Below are 14684 nucleotides of genomic sequence, written 5' to 3' on the forward strand. Positions count from 1 at the left end.
GCGGGCACCCAACGCCGTCAGCTCCGGGCTCGGCGGCCGGGGCGTCCCGATCAGCGAGAACTGCAGTTCGTCGTTCTCGACGAGGTGGACCGCCTCGGCGCGGGCGGACGACAGCGACGGGACGGAGGACGTGGCGAGCCGCAGGATCTCCTCCAGCCCGGCTCCACGAAACATCATCATGCCCACGACGACGAGGGCGCGTAGCGAGGACAGTTGCTCCCTGGCTCCGGAAGATTCCGCGAGTCCGATGGCGAACGTGCGGGGGTCGCTCATGTGCGGCCGTCCTCTCCGCCGCCGCGCTTCGCGGCGGCGAGCTTGTGCTCGAGGGTTTCTGCGAGCGCGACCCAGGACGCCTGGAAGGTGGTCAGGCCGTCGCGCTCGAGCTTGCCCCATCGCGTCGTCGTAGTCGATGCCGAGGTTCGCCAGGGCGGTCATCACCGCGGCGGCGGCGTCGTAGCCGGGGCGGACCGTGTCGCCGCGCAGGAGGCCGTGGTCGGCCACCGCGTGCAGCGTCGTTTCGGGCATCGTGTTCACCACGCCGCTGGTGACCAGGTCGAGGAGGTAGCGGGTGTCGGCGTAGGCCGGGTCCTTCACGCCGGTGGAAGCCCACAAGGGCCGCTGCGGCCGGGCGCCGGCCTGGGCGAGCGCGTGCCAGCGGTCGGAGGTGAGGACCTCGCCATAGCTCTGGAACGCCAGCCGGGCGTTGACGATCGCGGCCGTGCCACGGATCGTCTTGGCCTCGACCGAGCCGATCGCGTCGAGGAGCTGGTCGATCTCGGTGTCGACGTCCCTTCCGTGCATGGCGTGGTGAGCCCTACCGGTGCGCTGTGCGTTCAGCTGCTCCATCACCCAGGGCGTGCAGGGCCAGTGTCGAATGGGCGTACGCGCCCCCGGCCCGCATCTCGGCGGCGACCCAGATCGCCTCCATGATCTCCTCGGGGCGTGCCCCTTTGCGGTGAGCGAGCTTGGTGTGCCCGGTGATGCAGTAGGGGCATTGCGTCACGTGCGCGACCGCCACGGCGATCAGCTGCTTGGTCTTCTCCGGCAGGGCGCCGTCGGCGAAGACGGCGCGGCTGAAGTTCTCGAACGCATCGTGGATCTCTGGGGCCAGTTCCTTGCGTCGAGCGGCGAGCTCAGGTGCCGCCGTCGGGTACATGCCCTCGGTCATCACTGTTCTCCATCCATCGTATTGCGACATAAGTAGTGGAGTCGGACGGTCCGCGGGGCAGCGCCGTCAGGGTCCAGAACGGGATCTTCGGCCGGTCCCGTTGGCGACGGGTTTGATGACGACGACCGGGCAGGCGGCGTGTGCGGCCACGTAGTGGCTGACCGAGCCGAGCAGCGCTCCGAAGATCCTTCCGTAGCCCCGGGAACCGACCACCAGCAGTTCGGCGCCCGCGGCCACCTGCATGAGCACCTCGGCGGGGTGCCCCTTGACGGGCGCGGTGCTGATCGTGTCGTCATCGGCCGCGACGCCGGTATCGGCGAGGGCCGACACGAGGATCTTCTCGGCGGTGATCACCGGATGAAAGTCGCCGTCCGTGCGCATGTCGCCGAAGGTCGACTCCACCGGGAATTCCCAGGCGGTCACCGCATGCACCGCCAGGCCGCGGATGGACGCTTCCCGCACCGCCCAGCGCAGGGCGGCCAGCGATCCGGGTGATCCGTCGACGCCGACCACGATCCTGCCCCCCTGCGATTGCGGGTCCGCGCCGGGCGGGGTGGCCATCAGTCGGTCCCCGGTTCGGCGGTGAGCAGGTCCGCGAGCACGGCGGCCTCGCTGGCCTCGGGGTTCCGGGCGGCGGTGAGCAGGGTCAGCGTCCGCTGCTGCGCCAACTCGCGCAGGTGCTGCAGTGCTTCGGCCCGCCCGGGATCGTCGAGTTCGGCCCGGTAGCGGCGTCTGAACTCGGCGAACCGGTCCGGGTCGTGGCCGTACCACGTGCGCAACGCCGCGGACGGGGCGATCTGCTTGCACCATTCGTCCAGGTCGGCCCGGCTCTTGGTCAGACCGCGTGGCCAGAGGCGGTCGACCAGCACCCGGGTGCCGTCCTCGGCTGTGCGCGCGTCGTAGACCCGGCCGACCCGTACGCGGGGCGGTCCTGGCATCCTCGGGCTCCTCTCGTCACTGTCGGCGCCGGCCCCAGAGGTGATCGACCGCGGGAACCGGCGACCCCGCTCGTTCACCGGAGCGGCGGGAGGGCGAGCGTTCTCGGTCGGCCGGTGGTCGAGTCCGGCTCTGATCGTGGCGGTCACGATAAGTCTCCTCATCTCGTGCAGACGTGGGCGTCCCGGAACGGGCTCGCGGTGACACCTGGGCCTCCGCTGCTGCCCGCGGCGGGGCGGCCGACCGGCGGGTGGCGATCTCGGCGTCGGTCAGGGGGCGCGGGCCGATCAACAGCACGACGCAGAGCGTCAGCCCGGCGACCGTTGTGATCATGTCGGTGCCCGGGTGGTGATCAGGAGGTCTGCCATGCGGCGCGGCCTCGAAGGACCGGACCCGCTTCGGATCCTCGATCAGCAGCCGACGTTCGATCTCGAAGAGCAACTCCCGGTCGCGGTCATCGAGCACGACGCACCTCCTGGGCGCCCCTGCCCCGTCCTGGGGGCCGGGTGATCTCACTATTTGTATCGTAAAACGATATATATTGGGTGGCTGGCCCCTAACAGCCCCGCCGGAGCTGGTCAGGACGTGCGTTGCTGCTCGACCAGTTCAGGGAGGGGAGGACCGTGGTTTCGCTGATCGTGAAGTCCCGGCTCGCGAACCGCGGCGTCATCGTCTGATCCTTCGCCGGGTCCGTCCGGTGACGCCGGGCGCAGGCGCCCGCCCTCGTTCTCCCAAACCAGTTCGGCCGTCGATACCAGGTCATCGCTCACGTGGGCCCTCCTCGATGTCGTGCTGGACCGCGTGCGCAGCGACCTCCGAGGGCGTCGTCCGGGCGCGGCCCGAACGTCTGACGGCGTGCGCCTCGGCGCGGAAGCGCTCCACCATGTGCGGGTGGTGCAGCTCGAACGCGGGGCGCTCGGAGCGGATGCGGGGCAGCTCGGTGAAGTTGTGCCGCGGCGGCGGGCAGGAGGTGGCCCATTCCAGCGAGTTGCCGTGACCCCACGGGTCGTCCACGGTCACGATCCGCCCGAAGCGGTAGCTCCTGAACACGTTCCAGATGAACGGCAACGTCGACGCGCCGAGCACGAACGCGAAGATGGAGGAGATCGTGTTCAGCACGGTGAACCCGTCGGTGGGCAGGTAGTCCACGTAGCGGCGGGGCATCCCCTCGTTGCCCAGCCAGTGCTGCACCAGGAACGTGCCGTGAAAGCCGATGAACGTGGTCCAGAAGTGAAACTTGCCCAGGGTCTCGTCGAGCATTCGGCCGGTCATCTTCGGGAACCAGAAGTAGATGCCGGAGTAGGTGGCGAACACGATCGTGCCGAACAGCACGTAGTGGAAGTGCGCCACCACGAAGTAGGTGTCGGTGACGTGCCAGTTCAGCGGTGGGGAGGCCAGCAGCACCCCGGTCATCCCGCCGAACAGGAACGTGGCGGCGAAGCCGACGGCGAACAGCATCGGCGTTTCGAACGTCAGCTTCCCGCGCCACATGGTGCCGATCCAGTTCACGAACTTGATGCCGGTCGGCACGGCGATCAGGAAGCTGGTGAGCGAGAAGAACGCCAGCAGCACCGCGCCGGTGGCGAACATGTGGTGTGCCCACACCGCCGCGGACAGCATCGCGATCGCCAGCGTCGCGAACACCATGCCCTTGTAGCCGAACAGCGGCTTGCGGGAGAACACCGGGAAGACCTCGGTGACGATGCCGAAGAACGGCAGCGCGACGATGTAGACCTCGGGGTGGCCGAAGAACCAGAACAGGTGCTGCCACAGGATCGTCCCGCCGTTGGCCGGGTCGAACACGTGAGCCCCGAGGTGCCGGTCGGCCAACAGTCCGAACAGGGCCGCGGTGAGCACCGGGAACGCGAGCAGGATCAGGATCGCGGTGACGAAGATGTTCCAGGTGAAGATCGGCATCCGGAACATCGTCATGCCGGGAGCGCGCAGGCAGACGATGGTGGTGATGAAGTTGACCGCGCCCAGGATCGTGCCCAGGCCGGCGACGATGAGACCGGTGATCCACAAGTCGGCGCCGGCGCCGGGCGAGTGGATCGCCCCCGACAGTGGGCTGTAGCCGGTCCAGCCGAAGTCCGGCGCGCCGCCCGGAGTCAGGAAACCCGAGAGCACGATCAGCCCACCGAACAGGAACAACCAGTAGGAAAACGCGTTGAGTCGCGGGAACGCCACGTCCGGGGCGCCGATCTGCAGCGGCACGATGTAGTTCGCGAAGCCGAACAGGATCGGCGTCGCGTACAGCAGCAGCATGATCGTGCCGTGCATGGTGAACAGCTGGTTGTACTGCTCGCTCGACAGGAACTGCTGCCCGGGCACCGCCAGCTCCCCGCGCATCAGCAGCGCCATCGCCCCGCCGGCCAGGAAGAAGCCGATGCAGGTGACCAGGTACAGGATCCCGATGTCCTTGGGATCGGTGGTCCGCAGCATGTGCAGCAGCCGGGACCCCGTGCTCGACCGGCGCGCCGGGTGCGGGCGCGAGGCGATCGGTTCCGGTTCGACGGCGGTCACGACGGGCCCTGCTGTGGATGTCGTGGCTCGATGGTGACGACCTCGCGGGCCTGCTCACCGTGCAGCCGGCGGCGGATCGAGCCGGCGATCCGGATGGCCTGGCCCGGGCTCATCGTTCCGCCACCGCGTGCGCTACCGCTGCCGCATCCGGAGCGGCGGGATACACCGCCCGGCCGGCCGGGACAGCACCGTTCGTCCGCGCAGGGGCCGTGGGGGGCGCCGACTCGGATGGGGCCGTCGCGGCGGTGCTCGCCGCGGTGGTGGTCTCGGGCGGTGTTGCGCGTTCGAGGAAGCGGAGCAGCTCGACGGGGAAGGGCAGCACGAGGGTGGAGTTCTTCTCCGCGGCCACCTCGACCACGGTCTGCAGCAGCCGCAGCTGCAGCGCGGCCGGGTGCTCGGCCATCACCTCGGCGGCCTCGGCCAGCTTCCGGGAGGCCTGCAGCTCACCATCGGCGGTGATCACCCGGGAGCGGCGTTCCCGTTCGGCCTCGGCCTGGCGCGACATGGAGCGTTTCATCGACTCGGGCAGCGCCACGTCCTTGATCTCGACGCGGTCGATGTGCACGCCCCAGCCGACGGCCGGGTTGTCAATCATCAATTCCAGGCCCTGGTTGAGCCGTTCCCGGTTGGACAGCAGGTCGTCGAGCTCGCTCTTGCCGATGATCGAGCGCAGCGAGGCCTGCGCGACCTGCAGGACCGCCGAGCCGTAGTCCTGCACGTCCACGGCTACCCGGACCGGGTCGACGACCCGGTAGTAGAGGACGGCGTCGACGCGGACCGTGACGTTATCGCGGGTGATGCCGTCCTGGGCGGGCACGGGCTGGGTGATGATCTGCATGTTGACCTTCTGCAGCCGGTCGGCGACCGGCGCGATCAGCGCCAGTCCGGGGCCGCGGGTCCCGGGGCGGACCCGGCCGAAGCGGAACACGACGCCCCGCTCGAACTGGGTGATGACCCGCACGCTCGACCCGAGCAACACCAGGGCCAGGGTCATGACCGCGATCAGTACGTAGATGGTGATCATCGTGTCGCCCTCCGGCGTCTCGTCCCCGATCCGGCCGGCCCGAATCTCGTTACGGATCGACAGGGGCCGTCACCTCAGCTGAACGTTCTCAGGCTCGAGCAGGCCCGTCATGGGGGCTGTCGGCGCGTGTCATTCGAGTACTGCCAGGCCAACCAGATCAGTCCGGTCCCGGCGGCGAAGGCCAGCGCGCCGCCGAGCGACCCGGCCGCCAGCATGAGTGCGAAGAGCAGTACCGCGACCACGATCGCGATCGTGGCCGAGCCCCCGAGGTGCTTGCGGTCCAGGCGCTGCGCGCGCGCGTCGAACGACCGGGGGAACTCCGGGTCGTCGGCCATGAACTGGCGTTCGAGCTCCCGCAACGCCTTCCGCTCGTGATCACTGAGCACGACGCACCTCCTCACATGGGGCCGCTCGACCCGGCGCCCGAGGCGTCGGTGGACGACATCCCGGATCCGACGGCGGCGAGCGACACGAGCACGACGGTCGCTCCAACCGGGTCGCGTCCGGCTAGCCCCAACATGCCTCGACGGCCGGGCCCACGGCACCGGTGCGACCGGCCAACTTCACCCCGGCTCAGATGCCGGTGCCCGGCAACCGGGCGACCGCCACCGACCGGCGGGCTCCTCATCCCGGCTGGCCGGGGCTGCGCCCCGCCACACGCCGCGACCTAGCCCACCCGACGCCGGCCGGCCCCCGCGGTCCTACCGATCCGGATCCCGAACAGACCGGCACCAGCATCGGTTCTGCCGGACGTCGGCAAGCTGCACCTCGCCAAGTCGGCCGAGGGTGTCCGCTGCCGCGACCGGATCGGCAAGGCAGCGTGGTGGTTGACGAGCAGCGCCCGCTGCCAGCGCAGACACCGCGCCGGCTGGCCGCCCGGTCCGACCGGCGGGCCCCACAGCGCTGGACCACCGCATCCGAGCGCACGGTCGCACCGATCAGGAGGCTCATCGATGACGTCGCACGATTCATCAGACACCGCCCGAGCGGAGGTCCTCGTATGCCGGTCGGCGGTCCTGCGTCTCCGCGCGGGCCAAGAAGCCCGCTCGGCCGGAGGCGACCTGGCCCCGGTGCTGGACCGGCTGCTGAGCGCCGTGAGCCTCGAGCTGGAGAGCGACCGCGAGTCGATCCCGACGGCAGTGCGATGCGCCGCGGTGCAGCTCGCCGAGCACCTCGTGCAACGGTGGTCCTCGGGTCCCGTCCCACGCGGCGCCGTCGGCGGTCACGAGCCGATCCGGCGCCCACCGTCCGACCGCCGCCGGTCCACCGCGACCGATCGCGGGTCGGCTGTCCCCTTCACCCGGTCGATACGCCTCGGCCGCATGGGATGACCGCGCAGCTGCGGCAACCCCGAAACCCCGAACCGAATCGACAGGAGGACCGGCCGATGCCGATCAACACACAGCGAGCCTGGACCGAACAAACCTACGACCGGGCCCGGGTCGAACTGGCGCTGCTACTGATGGAGCGCGCCACGGGCTCGCGCCGAGTACACAACGAACCAGAACAGCGGGAGCTTCGGATCCGGCAGCTGCAGGAACTCCTCAGGAACGCTGCCGGCGGTCGCGAGCGCCCGACGACGGCGTCGCGGAGCCGGGCATGGTGCTGACCGTGCACTACGAGGCGGCAGACCTCACCGAGCCGTTCCTGCTCGCTGACCGGGAGGAATCCACCCACGACGATGACCTCCCGATCTACTCGCCCCACTCGCCGCTGGGCACGACGCTCACCGGCGCCGGGCAGGGGAACCGACGTGAGTACCGGATCCCGGGCGGCGAGACGATGACGCTCACGCTGGTGACGGCGCTCCCGTACCGCCGTCGGAGTTCCCCCGCGCCCCCCACACAGCACCGCGTCCTGGCCTCGACGCCCGAAGCGAGCACTCACGCGGCTCCGGCCGTCGCCCCGGCCGTGCCGTCCACCGTCGCGGTGTCGCATGGCCATCCATCCTTCGCAACCCCTGACCTGGAGTTTCTATGGTTCGGTCACGTACCGCACCTGCCCGTGGTAAGCCTCTGACCGCAGCCCGATGCGATCTCCTGGCCGCGCGCGTGCCCGTTCTGCGAGCGGCGTTGGTGCGCCAGCGCAACTTCCGTCGTGAGCAGCTCGCTCAGCCCGACGCGCACGAGCCAAGCGGTAGGACATCGACGCCGCCCGCGGGTCGGGGTGCGGCCTGCGACACGCCGCCGGCGGTGCGTGAGGTGCAGGCCCTCGTCGAGGCCGGCGCCCGACGCGCGCTCGATGACATCGAGCTCGCGCTGGCCAGGATCCGGACCGGCGACTACGGCCGCTGCCGTGCGTGCGGTGCCGGTGTCCCCCCTGTCCTGCTCGAGGCGATTCCCCAGACCACGCTGTGCCTGTGCTGCCATCATCGGCTGAGCGACGGCGCCGAAGGCCGGGTTCTGGCTCCTCGCCGCACGCCGACGAGGGCCGTCAGCGCCCGGTCATCCTCCACCGTCGCCCGACCCGGGCCGCCGGGGGCTGGCGACGCGACGCCGTCGGGCTGATGCGGCACCTTGCCGCGTCCGCCGCCTCCGGCGTCCGCCGTCTACCGGGCAGTGTGGATCGAACACGCGGAGCGTGTTCGGGTGCCACCCTGACCGGATCGTGATCGTCGAGGTGGAGGTTCCGGGATGCAGAAGATGTCGTTGACGGCCCTGGCCCGCGAGCAGCTGCTGGCTGCGCGCTCGGCGGCGAGCGGGCGCAGCGCGAAGACCGTGTTCGGCGGGCATGAACAGGTGCTCCGGCAGACCGTGATCGCGCTGGCGAGCGGCCAGGCGCTGGAGGAGCACGACAGTCCCGGGGAGGCGACTCTGCACGTGCTGCACGGACGGGTGCGCCTCGATACGGCTGATGCGTCGTGGAACGGCTCCGCGGGTGATCTGCTGATCATTCCCCCGGCCAGGCACGGCCTGACGGCGCTCGAGGACGCGGCGGTGCTGCTCACGGTGGCGAAGATCGGCTGACCGGCGAGAGTTCGGTGCGCCGCAAGGACGGCATGCCGAATGCGCGGCCAGGCGCGATCCGCACGCCCTATCCAGGAGGGGGGACCTGGACTCCGCCCATCATCCGCGTCCGGAATCGACGGGGCAGGAGTGGCCGTCAGCCACGAACGCCGCAGCCATATTGCCGCGGGTCGGCTCGATCCGTCCCGGCTGCGCCAGATGGGCGGGGCAGGCGGCTTCCTCGCACCGCTCACGGTTGCCGATCGCTCAGCGCCGTTGCCCCCTCGACGGTGCTGTCCTCGGGTTCGTCGTGCCCGGCCGGAAGCGCGAGGGTGGTGTCCTCGCGGCGGAGCTCGTCGCGATGCAGCGCGCTGAGGCGGGCCAGGGTCTGCTCGCCGTCCTGGTCACCAGCACGCGCACCGCGCGCGTCGTCCGGATGCGGCGCGCGCTCCACGAGCCCCTGCGCCTGCGCCCCGTCGTCCTCGGCCGGCAGTGCATCGTGCTCCGCCATCCCCGAATTTGTATCGGAACACGATATATCCTGGTACGATAGAAGCTGATCGCAGCCGGATCGAACGTGCCAGGCGGGTGCCCTCCGACGGAGGTGTTTCGTGATCAGTGATCACGAGCGCAAGATGGGGCGGGAGCTCGAACGCCAGTTCATGGCTGACGCCCCGGGGTTTCCCCGGTCGTTCGACGCTCGCGCGCAGCGCCTGGACCGCAAACACCTCGGGATGTCGGCCACGGCCGGCCGGGCACATCCCGCCGCTCCGAATGCGGCAGCGGTGGCGGAGCGATGAGCCCGGGCCGGGGGCGGGCTCCCGTCGTCGTCGCGATCGATGACGCCGGCTCGGCCGACGATGCGGTGGACTGGGCGAGCGCCGAGGCCGCGACTCGCGGGTGCCCACTGCGCGTCGTGCACGCCGTCAACCCGCCGCTACCCGCCGACCCCTACGGCGTCATCCCGCCGCTGGACAGCCTCCTCACGGCCCGGATGAGGGCCGAGTCCATACTGCGGGAAGCGGTGGCCCGCGCCCGCTCGGTCGCATCCGACCTCGAGGTGTCTGCGCGGCTGCGGCTGGGCACCCCGGCCCGGGCCGTGCTTGACGAAGCCGCGGGTGCGCGGCTGCTCGTCCTGGGCAACCGCGGCCCGCGCGGTCTGCTGGCCAGATCAGTCTCGATCCAGATCGCCGCGCACGCCTGCTGCCCGGTCGTCGTCATCCGACCGCCGCAGGGCGCGGGCGATCCCGGTTGGTCACCGCCCCGCGTCGTCGTGGGCGTCGACGCAGCGTCGTCGTGCACGCCCGCGGTCGGCTTCGCGTTCCAGGCCGCCCGGCAACGCGGCGTTCCCCTCGCCGCCGTACATGCCTGGACACCGGACCGACCCGCCGATCTCGAGGCGATATCCGGTCCCCCGGCCATGGCCGAAGTCCTCGCGGGCAGGATCCTCGAGCGCGCGCTCGACCGCTGGCGATCCGAGTTCGCCGGCGTCCCGGTCGTCACCACGCTCGTGCGCGGCGATCCCGCTCACGCGCTGGTCGCCGAATCCCGCGGGGCCGCCCTGCTCGTCGTCGGGTCCCGAGGCCGAGGACACGTGCTGGCAGCGATGCTCGGTTCGGTCAGCCGATCCGTTCTACGCCACGGCCACAGCCCGCTCGCGATCATCCGTCACGACAGCGCGCTGACAGCGCAACCCCCCGCCGGGCGTGTCGCGGATTCGGTCCCTGAACGCGATCAAGTATCGGACCACGACAAGGGCCCCCGACGCCGGAGCACCTCGAGGAACCGGCGATGGCCGGCGTAGACAGCAGCACCAGTCCTCATTGCCATGCGTCGGCAGTTGCTGTGCCATGGGGCGCATTGACCCGGCGGAGGGACGGAGCGGCGGCCGTGACGGACCGAGGTGAGCAGCGCCCGGGCACGCGAGCCGAATCACCGACGGCGGATGAATCGTGGCTGATCGAGGTAGCGCAGGCCGCCGCCCGCGAGGCGGGCGACGTCCCGGTTGAGCTCCTCGGCGACTACCTGACGCTGCTGGCCGATGCCGCCACCACCGGACGCAAGCCCCACCCATCCGAACTCGACGCGGTGGAAATGCTGGGAAGGAGGGCCGCCGAGCTCGGAGTGTCGGCGGGCAGCGCGGTGCAGCTCTACCTCTCGGCTGCCCGGCGGCTGTGGGGAGAGCTTCCGATGGTGATCCGCTCGCGGGACAACAGGGCGGTGCGGGCCGCCGCTGAAGCGGTGCTGCACGTGGTCGACGCCGCGGTCGCCCGCCTGGCCGAGGGCTACACCGAGGCCCGCCGGCAGATGGTGCGATGGGAGGAGACGCTGCGCCGCGAGTTCATCGAGGACCTGCTGCGCGGCGACGCCGATGTGGGTCGGCTGGTGGAACGGGCCGAGCCCTTCGGACTGGACATGGCCCGCCCGCACCAGGTGGCGTTGGCCGCGCCCACCGGGCGACTCGCCGCCGAGGCGGCGATCAGCTCCCTGGAACGCGCGGTCGTGCACCGGGTCGGCGACCGCGATGTGCTGGTGGCCACCAAGGATGGCTGGATCGTCGTCGTGGCTCCCGCCGACGCAGACGTGCCGTCCCCGCCCGGGCCCCGGGCGGGGACGACGAAGCTCGGCGACTTCATACTCGCCGAACTCAACCGTTCACCCCGCGGCCGGCCGTGGCGAGTCACCGTGGGGCGGCCCTACCCGGGCTCCTACGGAATTCCCCGCTCGTATGAAGAAGCCCGGGAGGGCCTGACCATGGCTGTGCGGCTGCACCTGGACACCCCGGTGATCCACGCCGAGCAGTTGCTCATCTACCGGGTGCTCCTGCGCGATCAACCCGCCATCACCGACCTGGTCCAGTCGGTGCTGGGCACACTGGTCCAGGCGCAGGGCGGAGCCGAACCGCTCCTGGCCACCCTCGATGCCTACTTCGCCACCGGCTGCGTCGCCACCGAAGCCGCGCGGCGATTGCACCTGTCCGTCCGCGCGGTCACCTACCGGCTTGACCGGATCAGGACGCTCACCGGCTACGACCCCACCGATCCCGCGCAGCGCTTCACCATCCAGGCCGCGGTGCTCGGCGCGAGGTTGCTCGGCTGGCCCGAACACGACCTGACCGCACCGCGCTGATTCCCCGAGCTGCTCCAGCACGCCGTGCTCGAGGGGAGGACATCGTGGTGAACCTCCGGGACGGCTGGGCGCCCTTCCCCGACGCCGGCCATCCCGGAGGCGGCGCCCTATCATCAGATCGAACCACTGTTCGAAATTCGGTCGGAGCAGGTTCCCGCTGACCCGCCCCGAGGGCCGCGGTGCCGGCCCGAGCCGGGCGACCCCGGCCAACCGGTCCAGGTAGGCGGCCCGATCGCCTCCGGTGAGCGCGACGAGCTCGGCGCCCGCAGCATCCCGATCCCGGGCAGACTGGTGATCACCGCGGCGTCCCGGTGCGCGCGGAAGCGGACCGCGATCAACCGGCCGAGCTCGGCGAGCTCGGCGAGCTCGGCGTCGCGGGTCAGCAGCGACCGGACCAGCGGTGGCCCCTTGCCGACGGTGATCGTCGGGCCGGTCGGCAGTGAGCGCCGGGTCGTGGCCGAGGCCCGCAGGTGAGCAGCAGGCTGCTGGTCGTCGACGTCGTGCGAGTAGCGGACGAATCGGACTGGGCGACACGCGGCTGCCTCATCAGTTTTGGTGAAGTTCATTGGTCTCGTGGCGCGTTTCTGGCGGCGCTCCTAGCCCTGACCTGCATCAACAGCACCTCAGCGACAGGCGGGCCTCGCGACAGGCTCTGTCATTCGGAGTCTGCCTGTTACGGCATCCGGCCCAGCGGCGATACCTGGAGCAAGACGCTACGCAGCGTTTCACCGGGAGGTTCTCCCGGCTCCCTTCGGCTCCGAACAGGACCATCATGCGAAAGATCATGTTCGTCACCCCGATCATCGCCAGCGCCGCGCTGGTGCTGCTGACCGCGGGCCCGGCCTCCGCGCAAACGGACACCTCCTTCGAGGTGGCCGCCGGTACCCTCGCCGTCGCCGATCCGGCGAGCGTGGTTCTGCCGGGCGTGACGGCCAGGGTGGGCACCCAGACCGTCTCGGGCCCGCTGGGTGAGGTCTCGGTGACCGACAACCGCGGCGGGACCGCTGCGTGGGCCGCGCAGGTGAGCTCCACGGCCTTCACCGGGCCGAACTCCACCTCCGTGCCGGCCACCGCGGTCAGCTACAGCGCCCCTGCCCCCACGTCCACCGGTACCGTCACCCTGACGGCCGCGGCGTCGCCGGACCTCAGCGTCGCGGCGGCGGTGGTGAGTGCCAGCGCCGTGTCCGGCGCCAACACCGCGGCCTGGAACCCCACGATCACCATCACGGTGCCCGGGGGTGCGCTGGCCGGGGCCTACACCGGCACGATCACCCACTCGGTCGCCTGAGCGCGGCGCAGCGGACACCGAAGCGAGTCATCATGCGGAGATTGGTTCTCGCATCGGCGCTGGTGATCGCGGCGTGGGCCGCGGTCACCGGCACCGCCGCCGCCGCCCCGGCCGCCGTGGCCGGGCCGCTGCCGAGCCAGGCGCCGCCGGCGCCGGGCGGGCTGGGGGTGCGGCTGCTGGAGGCTCCCACCAGCGCGCGGGACGACCCGCGGGCCCGGCAGTACATCGTGGACCACCTGGCGCCGGGCGCGGTCATCCACCGCCGGATCGAGGTGTCGAACACCACCGCCGCGCCGATGCGGGTCGCGGTGTATCCGGCCGCGGCCGGCATCACCGACGGGGCGTTGGTCGGCGCCGTCGGGCGCACCGCCAACGACCTGTCGTCGTGGACCACTCTCGACCAGGGCGACCTCGAGCTGGCCCCGGGCGCCCGGGCCACCCCCACCGTGACCGTGACCGTGCCGGCGGATGCCGCACCGGGGGAGCAGTACGCGGTGGTGTGGGCCGAGGCCAGCGCTCCCAACCCCTCCGGGGTCACCCTGGTCAACCGGGTCGGCATCCGGATGTATGTGTCGGTGGGCGCCGGCGGCGCCCCGGCGTCCAGCTTCAGCGTGGACTCCCTGACCGCGCAGCGGGCCCCTGACGGCCGCCCGGTGGTGACCGCCCAGGTGCACAACACCGGCGGGCGCGCCCTGGACCTGGCCGGCACCCTGTCACTGTCCGACGGACCCGGCTCGCTGAGCGCCGGCCCGTTCCCGGCGCAGGTGGCCAGCACGCTGGCGCCCGGCCAGTCCGGGACGGTGAACATCGCGCTGGACGAGCAACTGCCGGACGGGCCGTGGAACGCCACCATCAACCTCAAAAGCGGGCTGCTCGAGGAGAACTACCAGGCCCGCATCCAGTTCCCGACCGGCCCGGGCGCCGGGGCACCGGTCGGCGTGCAGAAGATGCTCGGCGAGCACCTCGGGATCCTGATCGGCGCGCTGCTGCTGGCCCTGGCCGCCGTGGCCGTTGTGCTCCTTCTCCGCCGCCGCGGCAAGGACGGCCGACACACCGCCTGACCCGGACCATCCTCGGCAGATCGTTCACGGGACGGCCCGGATCACCCGCGCCCGCGGTGCCGCAACACCCGCATCCCGACGTTCGGTCGTCGCCACGGTGACCGTCTTCAGCCAGGTAGGGAAGGATCATGAACCACCCACGGGCACCGATGGGCAAGCGCTGGGCGCTGCGGTCGGCCGGGCTGCTCACCGCGGCCCTGGCCCTGGTCGGGCTGCCGACCCCCGCCGGCGCCACCACCCCACCATCGGGCGAGGGCGAGGCCGGCGCCGCCGCTACCGCGGCGGCAGCCGGCTCCGCCGCGCCCGGCCCGGCGACCCTGGCGGTCACCGTCGGGCCCGCGGCGCAGACCGTGCAGGAAGGGACCACCGCGACCTTCACCGCGGCGATCACGAGCCGGTCCCCGGTCACGATCCGCTGGCAGACCGCGACCACACCGACCGGTCCGTGGACCGACCTCGAGACGTCGGCCGCCACGGTGTTCACACCGACGGCCACCACCAGCATGGACGGCCACCTGTTCCGCGCGACCGCCAGCAGCGGCCAGCAGGCCACGAGCTCACCACCGGCGCTCCTGCACGTGCACCCCGCCGACCCCCCGCCGAGCACCAC

The 14684-nt window shown here is 71.3% G+C and carries 21 protein-coding genes; 10 read left to right on the forward strand and 11 right to left on the reverse strand.

What is annotated here, in order from left to right; genetic code table 11:
- The 9 genes from HF519_RS26060 to HF519_RS26100 form a co-directional block, all read right to left on the reverse strand.
- Positions 1–846: transaldolase family protein (locus tag HF519_RS26060; RefSeq protein WP_281358650.1), on the reverse strand; the 846-nt coding region annotated here is incomplete at its 3' end.
- Positions 815–1168, reverse strand: a complete 354-nt coding sequence (locus tag HF519_RS26065) for a carboxymuconolactone decarboxylase family protein (RefSeq protein ID WP_169415638.1) — start codon at positions 1166–1168, stop codon at positions 815–817. The genes HF519_RS26065 and HF519_RS26060, both read right to left, overlap by 32 nt.
- 66 nt (positions 1169–1234) lie before the next feature.
- The gene (locus HF519_RS26070; RefSeq protein WP_169415639.1) at positions 1235–1729 is read right to left on the reverse strand and encodes a universal stress protein; all 495 of its coding nucleotides are present in this window, start codon (positions 1727–1729) and stop codon (positions 1235–1237) included.
- Positions 1729–2106 carry a DUF488 domain-containing protein gene (locus HF519_RS26075; RefSeq protein WP_169415640.1) on the reverse strand — a complete coding sequence of 126 codons (378 nt, stop codon included), beginning with the start codon at positions 2104–2106 and terminating at the stop codon, positions 1729–1731. The genes HF519_RS26070 and HF519_RS26075 overlap by 1 nt, the downstream gene beginning before the upstream one ends.
- 16 nt (positions 2107–2122) lie before the next feature.
- Positions 2123–2620: a DUF3040 domain-containing protein gene (locus HF519_RS33385; protein ID WP_369009263.1), complete on the reverse strand. Its 498-nt coding sequence runs from the start codon at positions 2618–2620 to the stop codon at positions 2123–2125.
- Positions 2621–2682: 62 nt separating this feature from the next.
- On the reverse strand, positions 2683–2874 hold the full coding sequence (locus HF519_RS26085; RefSeq protein WP_169415642.1) for a hypothetical protein: 192 nt from the start codon (positions 2872–2874) through the stop codon (positions 2683–2685).
- Positions 2864–4627 carry an aa3-type cytochrome oxidase subunit I gene (ctaD, locus tag HF519_RS26090; RefSeq protein WP_169415643.1) on the reverse strand — a complete coding sequence of 588 codons (1764 nt, stop codon included), beginning with the start codon at positions 4625–4627 and terminating at the stop codon, positions 2864–2866. Before ctaD ends, HF519_RS26085 begins: the two co-directional genes overlap by 11 nt.
- A gap of 109 nt (positions 4628–4736) precedes the next feature.
- Entirely contained in the window at positions 4737–5651 is a 915-nt protein-coding gene (locus HF519_RS26095; protein WP_211170601.1) for a slipin family protein, read from the reverse strand.
- A 107-nt stretch (positions 5652–5758) separates the two neighbouring features.
- The gene (locus tag HF519_RS26100; RefSeq protein ID WP_169415644.1) at positions 5759–6037 is read right to left on the reverse strand and encodes a DUF3040 domain-containing protein; all 279 of its coding nucleotides are present in this window, start codon (positions 6035–6037) and stop codon (positions 5759–5761) included.
- A 941-nt stretch (positions 6038–6978) separates the two neighbouring features.
- Here HF519_RS26100 and HF519_RS31840 point away from each other — a divergent pair.
- The 4 genes from HF519_RS31840 to HF519_RS26115 all read left to right on the forward strand — a co-directional run bounded on the left by HF519_RS31840 (position 6979) and on the right by HF519_RS26115 (position 8617).
- The gene (locus HF519_RS31840; protein ID WP_246245200.1) at positions 6979–7260 is read left to right on the forward strand and encodes a hypothetical protein; all 282 of its coding nucleotides are present in this window, start codon (positions 6979–6981) and stop codon (positions 7258–7260) included.
- Positions 7251–7670 (forward strand): hypothetical protein, encoded by a 420-nt coding sequence (locus HF519_RS26105; RefSeq protein WP_246245202.1) that lies wholly within the window; start codon positions 7251–7253, stop codon positions 7668–7670. The genes HF519_RS31840 and HF519_RS26105 overlap by 10 nt, the downstream gene beginning before the upstream one ends.
- A 182-nt stretch (positions 7671–7852) precedes the next feature.
- Complete coding sequence (locus HF519_RS33070; protein WP_308259458.1) at positions 7853–8158, forward strand: TraR/DksA family transcriptional regulator; 306 nt, start codon at positions 7853–7855, stop codon at positions 8156–8158.
- Positions 8159–8284: 126 nt separating this feature from the next.
- Entirely contained in the window at positions 8285–8617 is a 333-nt protein-coding gene (locus HF519_RS26115; RefSeq protein WP_169415646.1) for a cupin domain-containing protein, read from the forward strand.
- Between the two features lie 229 nt (positions 8618–8846).
- Here the strand turns inward: HF519_RS26115 and HF519_RS26120 are convergent, their stop codons facing one another.
- Positions 8847–9107 (reverse strand): hypothetical protein, encoded by a 261-nt coding sequence (locus HF519_RS26120; RefSeq protein ID WP_169415647.1) that lies wholly within the window; start codon positions 9105–9107, stop codon positions 8847–8849.
- A gap of 100 nt (positions 9108–9207) precedes the next feature.
- Here HF519_RS26120 and HF519_RS26125 point away from each other — a divergent pair, with 100 nt between their 5' ends.
- The 3 genes from HF519_RS26125 (at position 9208) to HF519_RS26135 (ending at position 11725) form a co-directional block, all read left to right on the forward strand.
- The gene (locus tag HF519_RS26125) at positions 9208–9396 is read left to right on the forward strand and encodes a DUF3040 domain-containing protein (RefSeq protein WP_169415648.1); all 189 of its coding nucleotides are present in this window, start codon (positions 9208–9210) and stop codon (positions 9394–9396) included.
- On the forward strand, positions 9393–10400 hold the full coding sequence (locus HF519_RS26130) for a universal stress protein (RefSeq protein ID WP_169415649.1): 1008 nt from the start codon (positions 9393–9395) through the stop codon (positions 10398–10400). Before HF519_RS26125 ends, HF519_RS26130 begins: the two co-directional genes overlap by 4 nt.
- 86 nt (positions 10401–10486) lie before the next feature.
- Positions 10487–11725: a PucR family transcriptional regulator gene (locus HF519_RS26135; protein ID WP_312860360.1), complete on the forward strand. Its 1239-nt coding sequence runs from the start codon at positions 10487–10489 to the stop codon at positions 11723–11725.
- Between the two features lie 113 nt (positions 11726–11838).
- On the opposite strand, the gene HF519_RS33585 is transcribed toward HF519_RS26135, so the two are convergent.
- Positions 11839–12291, reverse strand: coding sequence for a hypothetical protein (locus tag HF519_RS33585; protein WP_169415651.1), 453 nt, complete (start codon positions 12289–12291; stop codon positions 11839–11841).
- 206 nt (positions 12292–12497) lie between these two features.
- On the opposite strand from HF519_RS33585, the gene HF519_RS26145 reads away from it, so the two are divergent.
- The 3 genes from HF519_RS26145 to HF519_RS26155 all read left to right on the forward strand — a co-directional run.
- Positions 12498–13013, forward strand: a complete 516-nt coding sequence (locus tag HF519_RS26145; RefSeq protein ID WP_169415652.1) for a WxL domain-containing protein — start codon at positions 12498–12500, stop codon at positions 13011–13013.
- Between the two features lie 41 nt (positions 13014–13054).
- Positions 13055–14074: a COG1361 family protein gene (locus tag HF519_RS26150; RefSeq protein ID WP_211170602.1), complete on the forward strand. Its 1020-nt coding sequence runs from the start codon at positions 13055–13057 to the stop codon at positions 14072–14074.
- A 128-nt stretch (positions 14075–14202) separates the two neighbouring features.
- The coding region (locus HF519_RS26155; protein ID WP_211170603.1) for a hypothetical protein at positions 14203–14684 on the forward strand (482 nt) is incomplete at its 3' end.

Source organism: Pseudonocardia bannensis (assembly GCF_012911875.1).
GTDB classification, from domain to species: Bacteria; Actinomycetota; Actinomycetes; order Mycobacteriales; family Pseudonocardiaceae; genus Pseudonocardia; species Pseudonocardia bannensis.